A 17646-nucleotide genomic window follows, 5' to 3' on the forward strand; every position below is an offset into this window, starting at 1 on the left:
AATAAAAATCATTGTTATTCATAGGTTTAATGGGTTTGTCGTGACACGTATTTATCACCACTTTAACATCCGAAGAACCTGAATCATTTAAATTATAACTTCATAGAAATGATTGATTTATGTAGTATTTAGTTAAATATATAACCACTGCATATATTAGCACTTCTTTGGCTTCATACTTTAATATACTTAATGGCATAAAGAATTATGATTTTAATTACTTTTATTCATAACAAATTTACCTCTCTTTTGTGAACACATAGACAATGATTATAGTGATGCTCGTGTAGTATTTAAAATTGTCTTTTCTTCCGGTTATTTTATTTATCAAAAAGGTGAGATACGTATCTAATTATTAACTTGCTAAAGCACCTTTCAGTGATCCGTATTCCATTGGCCTCTTTAAACGGTCAATTTGCTTACCTATATACATGGAGAAGTAATTTATGTCTTTATCGTTTCAACCTGATAATCAACAGAATAAATTTCCACAATATCCAGGTTTAGATACCGTTATTCATGGAAATGGTGCTGTAGCACATGTAATGGATCACGTTTGTGGAGGTGTAATTGGATATCCAATTACACCATCTACCGAAATATCGGAATTATATGAGGCATTCCGTGCACAAGGTGGATGCAATGTTTGGGGGCAGCACCCTTTTTTCTTTGAACCTGAAGGTGAACACTCGGCACAAAGTGGTGCATTAGGCGCTGTTTTAACCGGTGGTAAATACATTTCTAATGCTTCTTCTAGCCAAGGTATTCTGTACGCTTTGGAGTCTCATTATGTGACTGTTGGTAAGAAAGCCGCAGGCTTCGTTCTTCATGTAGCTGCTCGCTCTGTTTCTCGCCACTCATTAAATGTAATGGCTGGCCATGACGATGTTTACGCGCTGCTTTCTGCCGGCTATACCACTCTATTTGCCAGCAACGCCCAAGAAGCCGCTGATTTGGCTGCTATATCCTATCGGGTAAGCGCGCTCTCTCTCATTCCGGTTGCCAACACGATGGATGGTTTTGCGACCAGCCATATTCAAAGTGAAGTGATGCTTCCCGAACCTGAACTGTTAAAAGCATATCTGGGTGATCCTGCCGATCGCATTCCTGCACCAACTGAAGCCCAGCGAATGCTCTATGGTGCTAAAGGACGAGTATGGCAACTGAAGCAATTCATTGAAAAATATCAAGACCAGTTTTGGCCAGAAAAACTCACAGACTTAAACGTCTACCTATCTCAAAATTCTATACAGCTAGAACAAGACAGCAACGGCGATTATATCGCTGAAACCACTGAATTTCTTCCTGAAGAGTTACAAAAGAAATGGCGACGTGCATGGTTAAATGCTTATGAAAAAGACAGTCGCCAACGTGTACCAGCATTAGTCGATACTCATAACCCAGGACTAACGGGTGGCGTACAAAATCAGCCCGATTATCAGGCAGGTATTGTTGACCACCGCACACACTTCATGAGCGATGTTCCGCAATTTATCGAGCAAGCCATGCAAGAATATGCGCAATTAACAGGTCGTAAGTATGAGCCTGTTATGGAGTTCATGTGCAACGATGCTGACTATGTTCTACTTGGTTTAGGCTCTGTTACCGATGATGCAGAAGCAGTTGCCAGCTATATGCGTATGCAAGGCCATAAAGTTGGGGTTATTTCAGTTAAACAGCTGCACCCCTTCCCTGAAGCACAACTGGTAGAAAAACTTGCGGGTAAGAAATCAGTTACGATCCTGGAACGCTGTGATGAAACACGCCTGACAGAACGTGTTGTTCATGCTTTATTTAAAGCCACTGAAAACAACATTGCAATGCGCCATAAGGGCATTATGCCGCTCAGCCATCTTCCGCAAAGTAGCACCGGTATCTTCGGTTTAGGTGGACATGATCTACAGCCTCGCCATCTCATTGCCGCATTTGAAAACATGCTAAGCGAAAGCAGTAAACCATTCTTCTACTTGGGTACCCAGTTCTTTGATCTTCAAGCATCTGGCCAGCTAAACGAGATACAACAACGCCTTCGCCAAGCGTACCCTGACACCGAGTTAATGGCGTTAGATACAGGCGAAAACCCACAACTGCTTCCAGACAGTGCCATGAGAATTCGTTTCCACTCGGTAGGTGGCTACGGCACTATTGCAACAGGAAAGCTGCTGACTGATATTCTCTCTGGCGCATTGGGCCTACATTCTAAATCCATGCCTAAATACGGTTCTGAAAAAAGTGGGGCCCCAACCAACTTTTTCATTACCCTGTCGCCAGAGCCTATCAAGATCACCAATGCCGAGCTTCAACAAGTTGAGGTTGTATTATCGCCAGATCACAAAGTATTTATGCATACTAACCCTCTGGCTGGACTTGCTAAAAATGGTACGTTCATACTGCAAACTCACCATACGCCTGAGCAGGTATGGCTTGAGATACCTGAAAGTGCCCGTCAATACATACGAAATAACAACATAGACTTCTATATTGTTGATGCCTTCGATGTCGCTCGTAAGCATGCACCCGCCCCTGAACTCGAAATCAGGATGATGGGTATCGCCTTTATCGGTGCGTTATGTGGGCATGCAAAACAAGTCATTCATGATGCCGATGCTCAACAAATGCTAGAACGCATTGAACGGCAGATTAATTATAAGTTTGGTGCCAAAGGCGAGAAAGTCGTTGCTGGTAATATGGCCGTTATTCGCGATGGTATGCTAGCAACTCAAGAAGTCAGCTATGCCAATTTCACCAACGAGAACGCCATTGAAGCAGCAATAACATCGAAGCAAAGTGACAAACCAAGCAAGGCAAGTTGTGGGCTATTCGATCAAGAATACTTCGATAACATTGCTGGAAAGAATTACGCGGATGGCTCAATTGGCGAAGCTCCTGTCATTCCGGGCTCGGGTATGTTCATGCCGCCAGCAAGTGCCATAACAAAAGATAAAGGCATATTCCGATTAAATGTACCAAAGTTCAATGCGGATAAATGTACTGGCTGCATGGAATGTACAATAGCCTGTCCAGACGGTGCTATCCCAAATGCAGTTCATGAACTGCACGATATATTAAACACGACCATTAACAAACTCTCTATACCACCGGCACAACTCGACCTAGTAAAAGCACAAGTCCCCTCTATTTCTGATGGCATTAGGCATCAATATAGGAACACGGCCAAGGGCGAATCACCGGCTTTGCACCATGTCATGTCGCGTGTGGTTGATAACATGACATTCACCAACCCAGCATTACAGCAGTACTTAGCGCATGTATGTGTATTACTAGAGACTATGCCATTGAGTCGCACCAAGCCTTTCTTTGATGCGATGGAAAAGACCGTACCGGGCTCTGGTGGCTTATTTAGTGTGGCTGTTGACCCAAGTAAATGTAGCGGCTGTATGGAATGTGTTGATGTTTGTGGGCCTAAAGCACTTGAGAAAGTTCGCCAAACCACCGTACTCAATACGCAAATGCATCAGCTCTTTGACACATTTGCAGGTATGCCTAACACACCAATTCGTTTTATCGAGCAGGCAACATACTCAACAGGAGAAGCATCAACTGGGGAGGCAAAGCGCTTACTGCTTGATCGCGATAATTACTATGCCATGAGCTCAGGCCATGGTGCATGCCGCGGCTGTGGTGAGGTAACAGCATTACGCTTGGTAACGTCGATAAACCGTGCTTTGCAACAACAACGGTATGATGCACACATCGATCAATTAGAAAGCTTGATTGACCGACTAGAAGCGAAAGTAGAAAGCCTGATCATTGATGAAAGCGATCCATCACGTGTTGAACGTATTCAGCAAACAATCGCCACATTAGATCAACGTCTGTTCCACTTTGAGCATGGCCCGACAGGCAATGGGCCTTCCAGTGCTCTCATTGCGAATGCGACAGGATGCAGCAGTGTCTATGCCTCAACCTTCCCGTCCAATCCATACAACGACCCATGGGTAAATAGTCTGTTCCAAGATACCCCTGCTATTGCTAAAGGACTGTTTGAAGGGGAAGTCGCCAACCAACTTACCCATATTAAGGCAATCCGCAGCGCTAAGTTAGATGTTGATGATCTGTACGATCCACAAGTACATGACCAACAATTACGCTACCTTGAGTGGGCGCATCTTTCAGAGCAAGAACTGGCACTATTACCGACCATATTCAGCATTGGCGGTGATGGGGCGACTTATGATATTGGCTTTGGTGCACTATCACGCTTGCTCACAACATCAACTCCAATAAAAGTCGTCGTACTGAATACTGGCAGCTACTCCAACACGGGTGGTCAAGCATCTACCTCTAGCTACACCGCACAAGATTCAGATCTCAGCCGTGTTGGTAAGGCGCATAGCGGTAAACAAGAGTCTCGTAAAGAGCTCGGTATTATTGCGACTTTCCACCCGAAAGTCATGGTGGTGCAAACCTCTACGGCACTACAAGGTCACTTCATGTCGAGCTTGATGGAATATTTAAACTATCAAGACTCCCCTGCACTGTTTGATGTCTATACCCCGTGCATGGGTGAACATGGTATCGCCGACGATGCGAGTACACGTCATTCACGGTTAGCGGTTGAAAGCCGAATGAGTCCAGTGTTTGTGCATGACCCACGTAAAGGCGAAACATTAGCGCAGCGCTTCTCGCTCGATGGCAACCCAGAAGTACAACACGATTGGGCAACCCAAACCATTACCTTCACCGACAGTGACGGTATGACGCAGCTTAAACAAGTGCCGTTCACACCCGCTGATTTTGCGCTGTATGAAGGACGCTTTAAGAAACACTTCAAAACAGTCGATACAGCAAATAAATTGATAGAAGTTGCCGATTACATCACGCTTAGCCCATCCGACAGATTGGAAGCTACGCCGTTTATCTGGTCAACAGATAAACAGCACCGATTAATCCAATTGAGCGTGTCTGATTCGATTATTGCACTCACCGAAGAGCGACTACAAAATTGGCGGATGTTGCAATACATCAGTGGTCTACACATCACTAAAATAGAACAAGGTTACCAACAGCAAATCGACCAGTGGAAACAGCGCTACGAGCAAGCTGTTGAGGAAAAAGAGCAAGCCATTGATAGCATCGCAAACGGTCTTGCTGAGCTAGCTATGACAGCTGGCAGTTTCTCACCAGAGCAAACCATACCAGTTACGCAAGTAGAGGTGACTCAACCTGTCGCAACAGACAGTACTTCTTCCTTGAAACAGCCACTAGTATCCATCTCAGAAGAAGAGCAAGGCGAATGTACCGATTGTAAAACCTGCTATCAGCAACTCGGTGAGTTATTTGAAAAAACCACTATTGTCGATAACGGTACAGCGAAAGTTGTAAGCCGCGTTATTCCTGGCTCTTTAGATAACATTGCGGTTACCGATGAGTTGCTCAGCCGTGCTTCCCGTATTGCAGATGAATGTGATGCTGAAATCATCCACTTCAATGCACCTGCAGCAGTGGAGGTATAACCATGGCAATAACCTTATCGCAGTCACAACGTGATTTATTGATGCAGCGGATGGAGCAGAACCCGCAACGCTTCCAGCAAATGATCATTGAGGATAGCCAGCAGGCTATCCGTCAACGCCTTAAACAAGGAAAGCTCAATGCCCCATTTACTGAAAAACTGTGGGAATTGCTACTGGCAAACAATGCACTGAGTGTCGCGCTACAGCGCTATTTATGGCGAGTCTCCCTGAAACAAAAACGCGCATTTATTCAAGGGTTAGATCAGCACTTATCTGATCGCTACCCAATGTTTAAAGGGTTATCTGATGGCTGGCCGGGGAAAAATAATATTCCCCCTTATGTCCGTCCTGCTGAAGAACGGCGCAAAGACTTCGATCTCGTCAGCCAAGGTTACCTTGGTTATATGGGGCTAGGTTACAGTTTGCGTGAAGTAGAGCTCTTTGTTTGGCTAGAAGTGATACGGGATAAACAATGTGAAGATCGCCCCTGTGAAATCGGTGTCCCTCGCTGCGATGAAAAAGGTGAGTTCACTGGTGAAAATGATGGCGGCTGCCCGGTAAAAATTCACATTCCTCAAGCACTGAACCTAATGGGAGAAGGCAAATTTAAAGCTGCCTTCGAGCTGATCCGCGATGCCAACCCGCTGCCAAATGTTACTGGCCGGGTTTGCCCTCAAGAACTTCAGTGCCAAGGCGTATGTACTCATAACGAGCGCCCTATCGAAATTGGTCAACTTGAGTGGTTCTTACCGCAAAGGGAGCAAGAGCTTGCGAGTGATACACCAAGCGAGACCACTACACCGAATCCTTGGGCTGTCGCAACAAAGCCACCAATTGCCATCGTTGGATCTGGCCCTTCGGGGCTGATCAACGCCTATTTATTAGCAAAGGCTGGTTACCCTGTCACTATATTTGAAGCTTTCCACGCTTTAGGCGGCGTACTTCGCTATGGTATTCCAGAGTTCCGTCTACCCAATCAGCTAATCGATGATGTCGTTGCCAAAATCAAAACGCTCGGTGGGCGTTTCGTGACCAACTATATTGTGGGAAAAACCGCGACCTTTGCTGACTTAAAACGTGCAGGCTTCTCCCGAGTATTTGTCGGAACGGGGGCGGGTTTACCTCGATTCATGAATGTACCAGGCGAACATCTTCTCAATATTATGTCAGCCAACGAGTTTCTAACTCGGGTTAACCTAATGCATGCCAATGAGTCCGATTATGAAACCCCGCTTCCTGAAGTGGAAGGGAAAGAAGTAATCGTCATCGGGGGTGGTAATACCGCAATGGACGCTGCTCGTACAGCCTGCCGTCTAGGGGCAAATGTCACAATTGTATATCGACGTACCCAACAAGAAATGCCAGCACGAGTAGAAGAGCAACATCACGCTTTGGAAGAAGGCATCAAGCTAAAAGAGTTACGTTCACCTTGTGACTTTCATGGTGATAAACACCATATTGTTACCAGTGCAACACTCGATATCATGGAGTTAGGCGAACCCGACTCCTCTGGCCGTCGCCGCCCTCAATCAACGGGACAAACCGAACTGATGCCGGTTGATTTAGCTATCATGGCGCTTGGTAATAGCTCCAACCCTATCGTTAAAGATGCAGAGCCTGATCTAGAAACCTCAAAATGGGGAACATTACTCTTGAATAAAGGGTCTCAGGAAACGTCATTGAGTGGGATTTACAGTGGTGGTGATGCAACCCGTGGCGGCTCTACGGCAATAAAAGCCGCAGGAGATGGACAAGCAGCAGCACGAGAAATAATGAAGAACTTGGATTTCAATCCCAAGGAGATTCAAAACTTAGTCGATCAAGCAAGCCGTTATACCGATTTAGGTCAGACATCACCTGAAATTGTTAAACGTCGTCAGCTAACTGACGAAATTGTCGAGTTCACGATTAAAGCTCCATTTATTGCCCAATCGGCAAAAGCAGGTCAATTTGTACGTGTGCTTGCTGATGATAAAGGTGAACTAATCCCGTTAACACTTGCTGATTGGAACGCTGACGAGGGAACGATTGATCTGGTTATCCAAGGCTTAGGTAGTAGCTCAAAACTTATCAACCTGATGCAAGAAGGTGATTGTTTTGCTGCTATCGCAGGCCCGCTAGGTCAGCCAAGCCATGTGGTGAAGCACCCCGAAAATCATCGTGTGATCTTCACTGCCGGTGGTGTGGGACTACCAGCAGTGCACCCTATCATGCGTGCTCAGCTTGAAATGGGCAACAAAGTCACCCTTATTACCGGATTCAGAAGTGCCGATCATTGCTTCTGGACAGAAGAAGGTGACCGAGTTGAAACGTTACGACACCAATACCCTGACCTTCTTGATGTCATTTACACCAGTAACGATGGCAGTTTCGGTATCCAAGGCTTTGTTACCGTGCCACTCGAAAAGTACTTAATCAAACATCACGAAGCAGTTGATGATCCTATTGCAGAGGTGATAACGATTGGTCCTCCGATGATGATGCGTGCCGTCAGTGATTTAACTCTGACTTATGAGGTAGCGTGTGTCGCTAGCCTTAATTCCATTATGGTCGATGCAACCGGGATGTGTGGTGCGTGCATGGTACCAGTGATGGAAAATGGCAAACTGATACGCAAACACGCGTGTATTGATGGCCCTGAGATCAACAGCCATATCATCGACTGGGATAAGTTCTTACCACGGTTTAATCAATTTAAACCGCAAGAGCGTCAGAGCCAGATTGAGCATAAATTAATTGATGCTTAAGCGCTGTTTCCACCTAATAGCTATATAAGATAAATAGGAAAAAGGTACATAAAGTAAAATAGCTGACTCTGCTGTAACCAACCTTTCGTAAATGGAAGGTTGAAGACAAAAGAGTTAGCTATCACCCCAGTCAGCTTTCTCGCTTAAATCAATATCGATAATTTTTAAGTGTCGAGTACTTTAACTTTGCCGTATGACGGCTAGGACGATCATAACCATAAATGTCTTCTCGCATCTGCAGCTGATTGTTTTCATCAACCCAAGCGGTAACATACGTTACATCGACATCTATTCGCCTCGGCAACGAAATAGTATCGGTTTGCCGATTACTCACTAGCTGATCATACGAACGCCAGCTCGGCCGCTGTTGATAGTCCAATATATATGAAGCAAGCTCTGCCGCTTTCTCTACCCTCACGCACCCTGAACTTAAATTACGTTTGGTTTTATTAAATAAGCTACGGGATGGCGTATCATGCAAATACACTGAATAGTCATTAGGCATTAGAAACTTAACATTGCCTAGCGCATTTTGTGGCCCTGGCCCTTGCATGAACTCATAAGGAAACGTGTCTGGATTCACATTACTCCATTCAACGATTTCTGCCGACAATTCACTACGGTCACGCCAGCTTCTGATCATTTTTAAGTTTTTCTTTTGAAGGTAATCTGGTGATGCTTTTATGCCGGGTATGACATCTTTTTTCTTAATGGTTTCAGGGACATTCCAGCGTGGATTTACAACCATCGTATTAAGTGATGACGAGAATAAATTAGTCGGTCGTGCTGTACGCCCAACGATAACTTTTGATTCAAATACCACTTGCTCATTGTAGGTAATTTGTAATTGGTAGTCAGGAATATTCACTTTAATTTGCGGCCTATCCCCTCCGCTTGCCCCTAACTGGCTACGTTGCAAATTTAACGCAATTAAACGAGACACTTCTTTATAGGGTAACGACAATTGATGCATTGTCGCAGGCCCTAAAATGCCGTCGCTCTCTAAGCCGTTACGCGCTTGAAATCGCCGTATAGCTTGATTAACCAATCCACTATTAACAATCTCGGCGTGTAATTTAAGCCAATCAAAATCTTCAGCGCTCAAGTCTCCGTAGGTATACAAAACATCCAGTAATGCTTGTCCATTTGGAATAACCTGATCATGTTTAACCAATTTTTTTGATGTTACTTCATACCGATGTGCTGGTAAGCGGCTTAAGGTATCAGCTAAAGCGATAGAGCGTTTTAATTGAGTATGTTGCTCGGGGTTACTCAGCAAATTATAAGAAAGAGCTTCTTTAGTCAGCTTAAGTGAATCCACAATTGAACCTTCCACCGTAGAGGCCGGCTTTAATTCTTGGTGACGAAAAAGCATACTGGGTGAGTCGGCTATCTGCTGCTGCAAAGACAAGTACACAAGATAAGAATCGGTCGCGAGGATATCGTAGCCACGTTGATCTCGTTTGTTTTTTAAACGATTAAGCTCTCTGAGCCTTTGTGTAACACCAGAAGCAATACCTGAATAGGACAGCGTTTTAAGTCTAAGACCTAAGGCTTCTTGTAATTCTGGCGTTGACCATAACGGTAAATAATTGTTTTTTCTATATATTTTCTCCAATTCACTATCGAAGCAAGTTATCCCAGTGGCTGAGTAACACAGTTCTTCATTACTTGCTAAAGGCTGATCAATAAGCCCAAAATCCAATTGAGTAGGGATTTTCGAATCGTTTGCTGCTGCATTAAGGGAGCAACAAAGAATGGTTAATAAACCTAAAGTTTTAACCTGTATGCAGTTTCGCTTAGACATCGTAAACTACCTTGCAACTAAAAAACGATCCCATCCATGCAATGATCGGCTACTAACACGAGTGTCCATTGTCCCGATTACGTTGTTTCTTTACCCTATTAGGTTTAGTCAAAAAATTGACAAAAGAACAGATTAAACAGTGTCTCAAAGTCTAAACACTCTCTATAATTATAAATAAAGCGGTCACTATTCAATATATTAAAGACGAGTAATATGACGACAAAAAAACACTATCTTTACAGATTGAAAATCTCCTAATCACAAATAGAGACTTATAACCCAACAAGTTTGAACTCAAACATCCAATTTCCATTATGGAAATCTACCCAGTCATTATTTTCACTCCAAGAAATTCAATATATCCCGTATCTTATAAACCATATTAAATACATGGTTAATGGTCATGATGACAAAAAACAAATTCCAACAAATCGCTTGTGATCCAGCTCTTTCCCCAAAACAAAAATCACAATTCCTTGCTTTAGAGGCAGATGCTCAGATCCCGTACGTTGCAATATCCGATACAGTAAAAGCGGCTATGGATGCCAATATCATCTGTGACATGTTTGAAGGAAATGCACCGTTTAAACCACGTTATGTACTACCCGATTATGCTAAGTTTTTACAGCAAGGTTCTGAATACCTTGAGTTATCACCCGCGACTAATCTCGACGAAGCTTTAAATCAACTAACTATTCTTTACCACCATGTCCCTTCTGTTACCAATATCCCTGTTTACCTCGGCCAGCTTGATGAAGTACTACTGCCATTTGTAACGGGTATGGATGAAGAGACACTGTATCGCAAGCTTCGTTTATTTTGGATAATGCTTGATCGCACCCTGCCCGATGCTTTTATGCACGTGAATATTGGCCCAACAGACAATATTGTCTGCCGCACAATCCTCCGTGTTGATGCTGAGCTCAAGCAGGTCGCTCCTAACCTAACGTTTATGTACGACCCAGCACAAACACCCGATGACCTATTACGTATTGCCAGCAGCAACATTTGTGAATGCAGTAAACCACATATCGCCAACTACCCTGTTCATGCCAATACGTTTGATGCTCAAGGTTTTGGTATTGTCAGCTGTTATAACTCACTACCTTTAGCTGGTGGCGCCAATACGCTAGTACGAATGAACTTAAAAGAAGTTGCGCTGCTAGCTGATTCGTCTCGACATTTTTTTGATACAGTACTGCCACGCTATTGCGATACGATGTTCGAACTCATCAATGCGCGTTCTGCTTTCTTGCATAAAGAATCTGGCTTTTTTAACAGCTTTTTAGTCAGCGAAGGCTTAATTGATGAGAATCGCTTTGCACCAATGTTTGGTATTTACGGCATGGCAGAAGCAGTAAACACACTTCTAGCAACAGATGATGTTGCGGGCCAGTATGGTCATGATGAACTTGCCAATGAACTGGGCTATCGTATCTCGCAAACATTAAGTGACATCGTCACCTCTACACCTGTTCGTTATGGCTACAATGGTCGAGCTTTACTTCATGCTCAAGGCGGGATCAGCCTCGATATTGATGTTACACCAGGCGTGCGTATTCCTTATGGCACAGAACCTGATCCTGTTACGCATATTCAAGCTCTGGCTGAGCATCATCAATACTACCCATCAGGGATCAGCGATATCCTAACCATTGACGAGACCGTAAAATCGAACCCTGAAGCTATGTATCAGTTGTGTAAAGGTGCGTTAGCTATAGGCTTTCGTGAATTCACGGCCAACGTGCATTCCAACGATCTAGTCCGCGTAACTGGCTACATGGTGAAACTGTCTGACATCGCCAAATTTAAAGAGTGTGGCTCGCGTACTAACACAACAGGTTTGGGCACAGAAGCCGCTTCCAATACTGGTATCCTTAATCGCAAGCCAAGAGTTGTCAGCAATGAGCAATCACCACGCTACAGCGACAGTCAGTAAAATTCTGAACTTCTCTTGCGTGGACGGGCCTGGCAACAGGCTCGTTATCTTCCTGCAAGGGTGTAACTATCAGTGCAAAAACTGTCATAACCCTCATACCATTGGTCATTGTGACCATTGCGGTGACTGTGTTTCCCCCTGCCCGTCAGGCGCGCTATCGATAGTTGCAGGAAAAGTGAACTGGCAAGCAAACCTCTGTACTCATTGCGATCATTGCCTCAGTATTTGTCCGCGCCAAGCGAGCCCTAAAACGACCGATATATCGGTTGATAGCATGATTGAACTTATCCGAAAGCAACACCTGTTTCTGTCCGGAATTACTGTCAGTGGCGGCGAAGCAACACTGCAACTGCCATTTATCACAGCCTTATTTACCGCGATCAAGCAGGATGCCGAACTCGAGCATTTAAGCTGCATGATTGATAGCAATGGTAGCTTGAGCCTTGTCGGTTGGGAAAAGCTATTGCCTATGCTCGATGGCGCGATGATCGATCTAAAAGCATGGCAGGAAGAAACGCATCGGTGGATCACAGGGCGCAGTCACCACCGCGTTATTCAGTCTATCGAATGGCTTGCACAGCAAGATAAGCTTGAGGAAGTTCGCTTGCTTTATATTCCGAACATCACCGATTACGCATCTGAAATTGGCGAGGTTAGCCAATTTTTGCAGACACTACCGAAGCGAACAACCATCAGGCTCAATGCATTTCAGCATCATGGCGTGACAGGTGAAGCATTAGGTTGGGATATTTGCAGCAACGCGCAAATACGCGCTTTCGCTGACTTGTTAAGGCAGCGGGGTCTCGATGTTCTCTATCGAGACCCCGTCCAATAAGCAATTACTTGGCTTCCGCTATTCATCTTTAGAACGATGGCGGAAGCTATATTTCAACTTTAAGCTAAATGTATCAACATCATTCACGTCAATAAAATATCGGTTTACAGCGAGTCCAATTTGCCATTGCTCTGTAAAAGAATAATTAACTTCCACACCAAGGTATGGATCGATACCATCCTTGCGGTTAGTTATTAAATCGCCTTGATATAAGCTATCGATATCCGACTCCCAATACATTGCACCTACCATGCCCGCAACAGCTATATTCTGGTAACGCAAAAAAGTATAGCGAGTATCTAGCCCGACCCCATTAACTAAAACCGGAGTAATTGTAGACAACGATTGATGTTTATCAGAGGCATCTATACCGCTGGCCAACGTTGCACTTCCCTCCCCTTGATCGATATACCTTAGTGTGAAGTCCCAATCAGGCATCACCGAATAACCTACCCCCAATGCCCAAGAGAAGTCATGATCATCCTTATCGATAATTTGAGCTTGAGTCGTATCGAGATCATCCCGCGCTTTACTCTGTCCAATATCAGCTTCAATAAACCAGTCAGCCTGTAAATATGAACTCGGTAATAGCAATAACACAGCAATGAATCTCGCAGTGGTAATACGATACGACCGCACCAATCTATAAAGGCTAATAATAACTAATCCTATCATTCCAAATACCCCTAAACTGCCTCCGCCTGAGTTGCTGACGTAAGTTGAGCTCACATTGCTAACATCCACGTTTACTTGGCCAACATCAACTAACCCCTGTGAGTCGCTGATCTGATATGTAATCGTATCTATTCCTTCGAAGGCCTTATTAGATTGATAACTTATGGTTTGGTCGTTATTTACCACTACAGTGCCATTTTCCGCTTCAGCAGATAACACTTGAAGAGCCTCATTATCAGGGTCGTAATCATTTGCCAGCACGTCAATTTCAATTGAGTTTCGGGTCACAACTCGAACATCATCATCGACAGCAACCGGGGCTTGGCTATTCACAACAGTTACCGTGACCGTTGTTGCGGCAGTACCACCTTGACTATCGGTTATGCCGTAATTTATTACAGCCTCGCCAAGAAAGTCGGTTTCAGCCGTATAGTACAGTTGGTTATTGATGATCTCTGTCTGTCCGAAACTCTCCGATACGCTGGTGATATTTATCACATCACCATCCGCATCGCTGTCGTTCGCTAATGCGTTGATCGTGATTGATGAATTAATACCAACCGTTACCATATCTGACTCAGCCACTGGCAGTGAATTCTCACTGGCTTTTACACTGACGCCACCTGGATCCATAATGCTACCGTTTACGATGCCATCATCATCGTTAGGCCCACCATCTTCTATCGTTAACTGAACACACCAGTCACCTTCATTTAATCCAATAATCCAAAGTTCACTACCTGGTGGTGGGCAGTAGCCAGCTTCGCCAGCAGCTGAAGATAGGTAGTTATTGCTATCGATAGTGAAATCAAACCACCCCTTCTGTTCTGAGTATTTACGATAAATTGCGTTTGCTGGTATCGGTAGTCGTTGAGGGAACACGACTTGATAATTTTGCCCCGGAGTCGGTAGGCCATAGGCAATAAAATCAAATAACCCACCTATGTTAGTTGCTTCCGAGTCACTCCCCAATTGCTGCTCGACTTCATCGTCAAATAGCTGAGTTCCTCCAGATGCATTAGCGGCAACGGTTACCCCTTTGCGTAAACAAACACCTGGGTCACCTTCTATTAAATAACCATCAGAATCGAGAGCTTGCTCTTGAAGGACGTTACACTCACTGATTGCATCCATATAATCTGGAATACCATCTTCGTCACTGTCTGCAAAACCTTCTTCACTATCAGGTATTAAGTCACCATCACTATCTTCACTGCCCAGTGAAGCTAACTGTGATACAACTTCAATATAGATATCTTTAGTGACAGAAGCGGGTACTGAAGCATCATCAGTCACCGTCAGGTTAATTAAGTAATGTCCGGGTGCAAGATTCGCTGGCGAGAAAATAAACGCCGAATTTAATGTACTCTGGTTATCAATTAATGGCTCAGCGGTATGCCATAAATATTGGTGGTTATCTTGTGTATTCGCGTCTGTGACCAATGCTTCTAGGGTCACCAATTCATTCGTATTAGTAATATACAGGCGACTTTCAGATGCTTGCTTCACAGATACCGTTAGCTCTGGTGAAATGTTGTCCTCTTTCACTAACAGTTGATATACCGACTTACTACCAAGGTTCAGGCTTGATTCATGGGTAATTGACTCATGAGTAATTGATTCGAGGGTAATAATAAGCGTCTCATCACCTTCACTGAGCTCATCACCGAATACATCAAACATTATCGTTCCTTCAACTCCCTCTTCGATAACTACATCACCAGCAACTAGGTTATGGTCTTCGCTATCGGTTGTGCCAGACACGGTATATGGGACCACTACCGGATAGGTAGGAGACTCACCATTGAGATAAATAGAAACTTGGTGGCTGGCTGGGCTGCTAGGTTCAGACTCAGCGGTAACCGCATCTTTTTCTATCGAAATCAACGGATGAACGGTCACTCGTTGGCTAGCTTCTGCGGCATTACCTTGCTCATCAACAGTACGCCAGTAAACAATGCTGTTCCCAGGAGGGAAAAACAACTGGTTATCAACCAATTCGACACCAAGTGGCTTACCAGAAGTATCCATTGCCGTTGCAACCCCGAGGTCTGCTTTAGTAAATAACGCTGTCGCATTTAGCTCAACATCATTCGGTGGAGTTATGATCGGCGTACCAAGTTCAATGTCCCCTTCAATGGTCAAGGTTACAGTTGCTCTAACCCACTCACTATTATCATCACTGACCAGATAACTGATTTCGACATTACCGATAAAGCCTGCCGGCGCTTGATAAGCAAGTTTATTGTCAGAGATAGTAACAGTACCGACACTCGCTTCTGCAGCAGTAATGGTAAGATCATCGCCATCAACATCGGTGTCATTACTCAATACATCTAATTCAAACTGATTTTGCTCAGAATAAGTCTTCGTAATAATGTCGTCTTCAACAATAGGAATATCATTCACGGGTGTAACGGTTAGGTTAACTAAAGCGATATTAGAAACGGCACCATTGCCATCTTTGACTTGGTAGCTGAATAAATCATCACCAAAGTAATTCTCGATTGCTCGATAACGAATTGCTCCGGTTGAGGTAATGGTAATTGAACCACCTTCAGGTACCGACACAATTTCAACAGAGGTGAGATCTAACTGATCACCTTCATCAACATCATAATCATTGCCAAGCACATTGATCTCTATCGTGCCTTCTTCAATAAGCTCAGCTTGGTTGTCAATTGCTACAGGGGGGTCATTAACAGGGGTTACTGTTACAGTGACCGTTGCCGCTAATGATTCATAACCTTCACTATCTGTAATGAAGTAAGAAATTAGCTCTGTACCAAATGAATTGTCATTCGGCACGTATCGTAGCTTCCCATCAGATAAGACCGATGCAACACCTTTTTCCAGTGAAGATTGATTAATAATCGTAATTTGCGACGCAGTATATTCGCCTACAGCTGCGCCATCTTCAATATCACTGTCATTAGCCAATATAGTTATATCAACAGTCTCATCTTCCAACGTTGTTGCAGTATCATCGAGTGCTATCGGACGGTCATTAATTGCACCAACTAACACTTTAATTTCAGCGGCTTCTGATGCTAGCCCCATCCCGTCAAGAATACGGTAGGTCAATACATCTTGGCCGAAATAGTCTTCATTTGGCAGATAGCGGATATTGGCACCGTCTACAATGGTCGCAACACCGTATTTAGGGTGACCGACTATTTCAATATTCCCTTCTGGCGTACCATCTTCGGGATCTGTTGCTTCAATACGTACAGCCAAGACTATAGGGTTATCTTCTTCCGTTTTTTCGTTAAACGCTGCAGCAACCGGCACATCATTAACAGCAGTGACTGTTACGATAACAGTTGCCAGCTCAGATTCGCTTAAATCACTGTCTTTCACCTTATAGGTAAAGCTATCACTGCCATGGAAGTCAGGTTCTGGCTGATAGGTCACTTTCCCAGTACCTGAATCAAACTGAGCGGTACCATTAGCTGGCATTGTTTCTAAATTAACACTCGATACCACCAGATTCTGGTCGATATCATAATCATTACTTAGAATATCGATCTGTACGGGCTGATCTTCTAACGTAGTCACCACATCATCTACTGATATAGGCGCGTCATTAACATTAACTACTTCGAGGTTAAATGCGGCCAAGCTGACAGTTTCAGTACTATCACTTACCTTGATCACGATGTTCGAGGTAGTACCAACGTCGTCGTTAGTCGGTGTACCGCTCAAAGTACCTGTAGCAGTATCAAAGCCTGCCCACGACGGCTTGCCAGTGATGCTGAAGCTGTGGCTATCGTCCTCATCRACATCATTGACRCTTGGCGTAAAGGTATACGCACTGTCTTCATTCACACTCGTTGCAGGCGWACCYGAWATCWCYGGYGCATCGTTGGTGTTGCCAACAYYGATCCCRAAGGCMGCCAAGGYGTCACTGGMTTCCGCRCTGTCTTTAACGGYRATGACGATATCGCTGTATTGMCCAACGTCATCATTGGTCGGCGTGCCGCTCAAAGTACCGGTGGCAGTATCAAAGCCTGCCCACGAYGGCTTRCCGGTGATGCTGAAGCTGTGGCTATCGTCCTCATCAACATCATTGACRCTTGGCGTAAAGGTATACGCACTGTCTTCATTCACACTCGTTGCAGGCGWACCCGATATCWCTGGYGCATCGTTGGTGTTGCCAACACTGA

General features: G+C 44.4%; 6 protein-coding genes. 4 read left to right on the forward strand and 2 right to left on the reverse strand.

Translation table 11 applies throughout. The annotated features are described in order from the left end of the window. The first annotated feature begins 446 nt into the window (after window positions 1-446). Both L4D78_RS27140 and L4D78_RS27145 read left to right on the forward strand, forming a co-directional pair. Window positions 447-5477 (forward strand): 2-oxoacid:acceptor oxidoreductase family protein, encoded by a 5031-nt coding sequence (locus L4D78_RS27140; RefSeq protein WP_428469820.1) that lies wholly within the window; start codon window positions 447-449, stop codon window positions 5475-5477. A 2-nt stretch (window positions 5478-5479) separates the two neighbouring features. Then, window positions 5480-8224 (forward strand): sulfide/dihydroorotate dehydrogenase-like FAD/NAD-binding protein, encoded by a 2745-nt coding sequence (locus L4D78_RS27145; protein WP_428469821.1) that lies wholly within the window; start codon window positions 5480-5482, stop codon window positions 8222-8224. Window positions 8225-8372: 148 nt separating this feature from the next. Here L4D78_RS27145 and L4D78_RS27150 read toward each other — a convergent pair whose 3' ends face one another. Continuing rightward, complete coding sequence (locus L4D78_RS27150; protein ID WP_428469822.1) at window positions 8373-10031, reverse strand: L,D-transpeptidase family protein; 1659 nt, start codon at window positions 10029-10031, stop codon at window positions 8373-8375. Between the two features lie 403 nt (window positions 10032-10434). Between L4D78_RS27150 and L4D78_RS27155 the strand changes: the two genes are divergently transcribed. Together L4D78_RS27155 and L4D78_RS27160 are read left to right on the forward strand one after the other, a co-directional pair. Further along, window positions 10435-11970 carry a YjjI family glycine radical enzyme gene (locus L4D78_RS27155; RefSeq protein WP_428469823.1) on the forward strand — a complete coding sequence of 512 codons (1536 nt, stop codon included), beginning with the start codon at window positions 10435-10437 and terminating at the stop codon, window positions 11968-11970. Continuing rightward, window positions 11936-12805 carry a YjjW family glycine radical enzyme activase gene (locus tag L4D78_RS27160; protein ID WP_428469824.1) on the forward strand — a complete coding sequence of 290 codons (870 nt, stop codon included), beginning with the start codon at window positions 11936-11938 and terminating at the stop codon, window positions 12803-12805. Before L4D78_RS27155 ends, L4D78_RS27160 begins: the two co-directional genes overlap by 35 nt. An 18-nt stretch (window positions 12806-12823) precedes the next feature. Here L4D78_RS27160 and L4D78_RS27165 read toward each other — a convergent pair whose 3' ends face one another. Continuing rightward, entirely contained in the window at window positions 12824-17614 is a 4791-nt protein-coding gene (locus L4D78_RS27165) for an Ig-like domain-containing protein (protein ID WP_428469825.1), read from the reverse strand. Between the last annotated feature and the right edge of the window lie 32 nt (window positions 17615-17646).

Origin of the sequence: Photobacterium minamisatsumaniensis (assembly GCF_050336695.1) — a bacterium.
In the GTDB taxonomy this organism is placed as follows: domain Bacteria; phylum Pseudomonadota; class Gammaproteobacteria; order Enterobacterales; family Vibrionaceae; genus Photobacterium; species Photobacterium minamisatsumaniensis.

What these genes read in the sequence shown, in the direction of transcription:
- L4D78_RS27140 (WP_428469820.1), top strand. Translation starts at nt 447, where the DNA reads ATGTCTTTATCGTTTCAACCTGATAATCAACAGAATAAATTTCCACAA.
- L4D78_RS27145 (WP_428469821.1), top strand. Translation starts at nt 5,480, where the DNA reads ATGGCAATAACCTTATCGCAGTCACAACGTGATTTATTGATGCAGCGG.
- L4D78_RS27150 (WP_428469822.1), bottom strand. Translation starts at nt 10,031, where the DNA reads ATGTCTAAGCGAAACTGCATACAGGTTAAAACTTTAGGTTTATTAACC.
- L4D78_RS27155 (WP_428469823.1), top strand. Translation starts at nt 10,435, where the DNA reads ATGATGACAAAAAACAAATTCCAACAAATCGCTTGTGATCCAGCTCTT.
- L4D78_RS27160 (WP_428469824.1), top strand. Translation starts at nt 11,936, where the DNA reads ATGAGCAATCACCACGCTACAGCGACAGTCAGTAAAATTCTGAACTTC.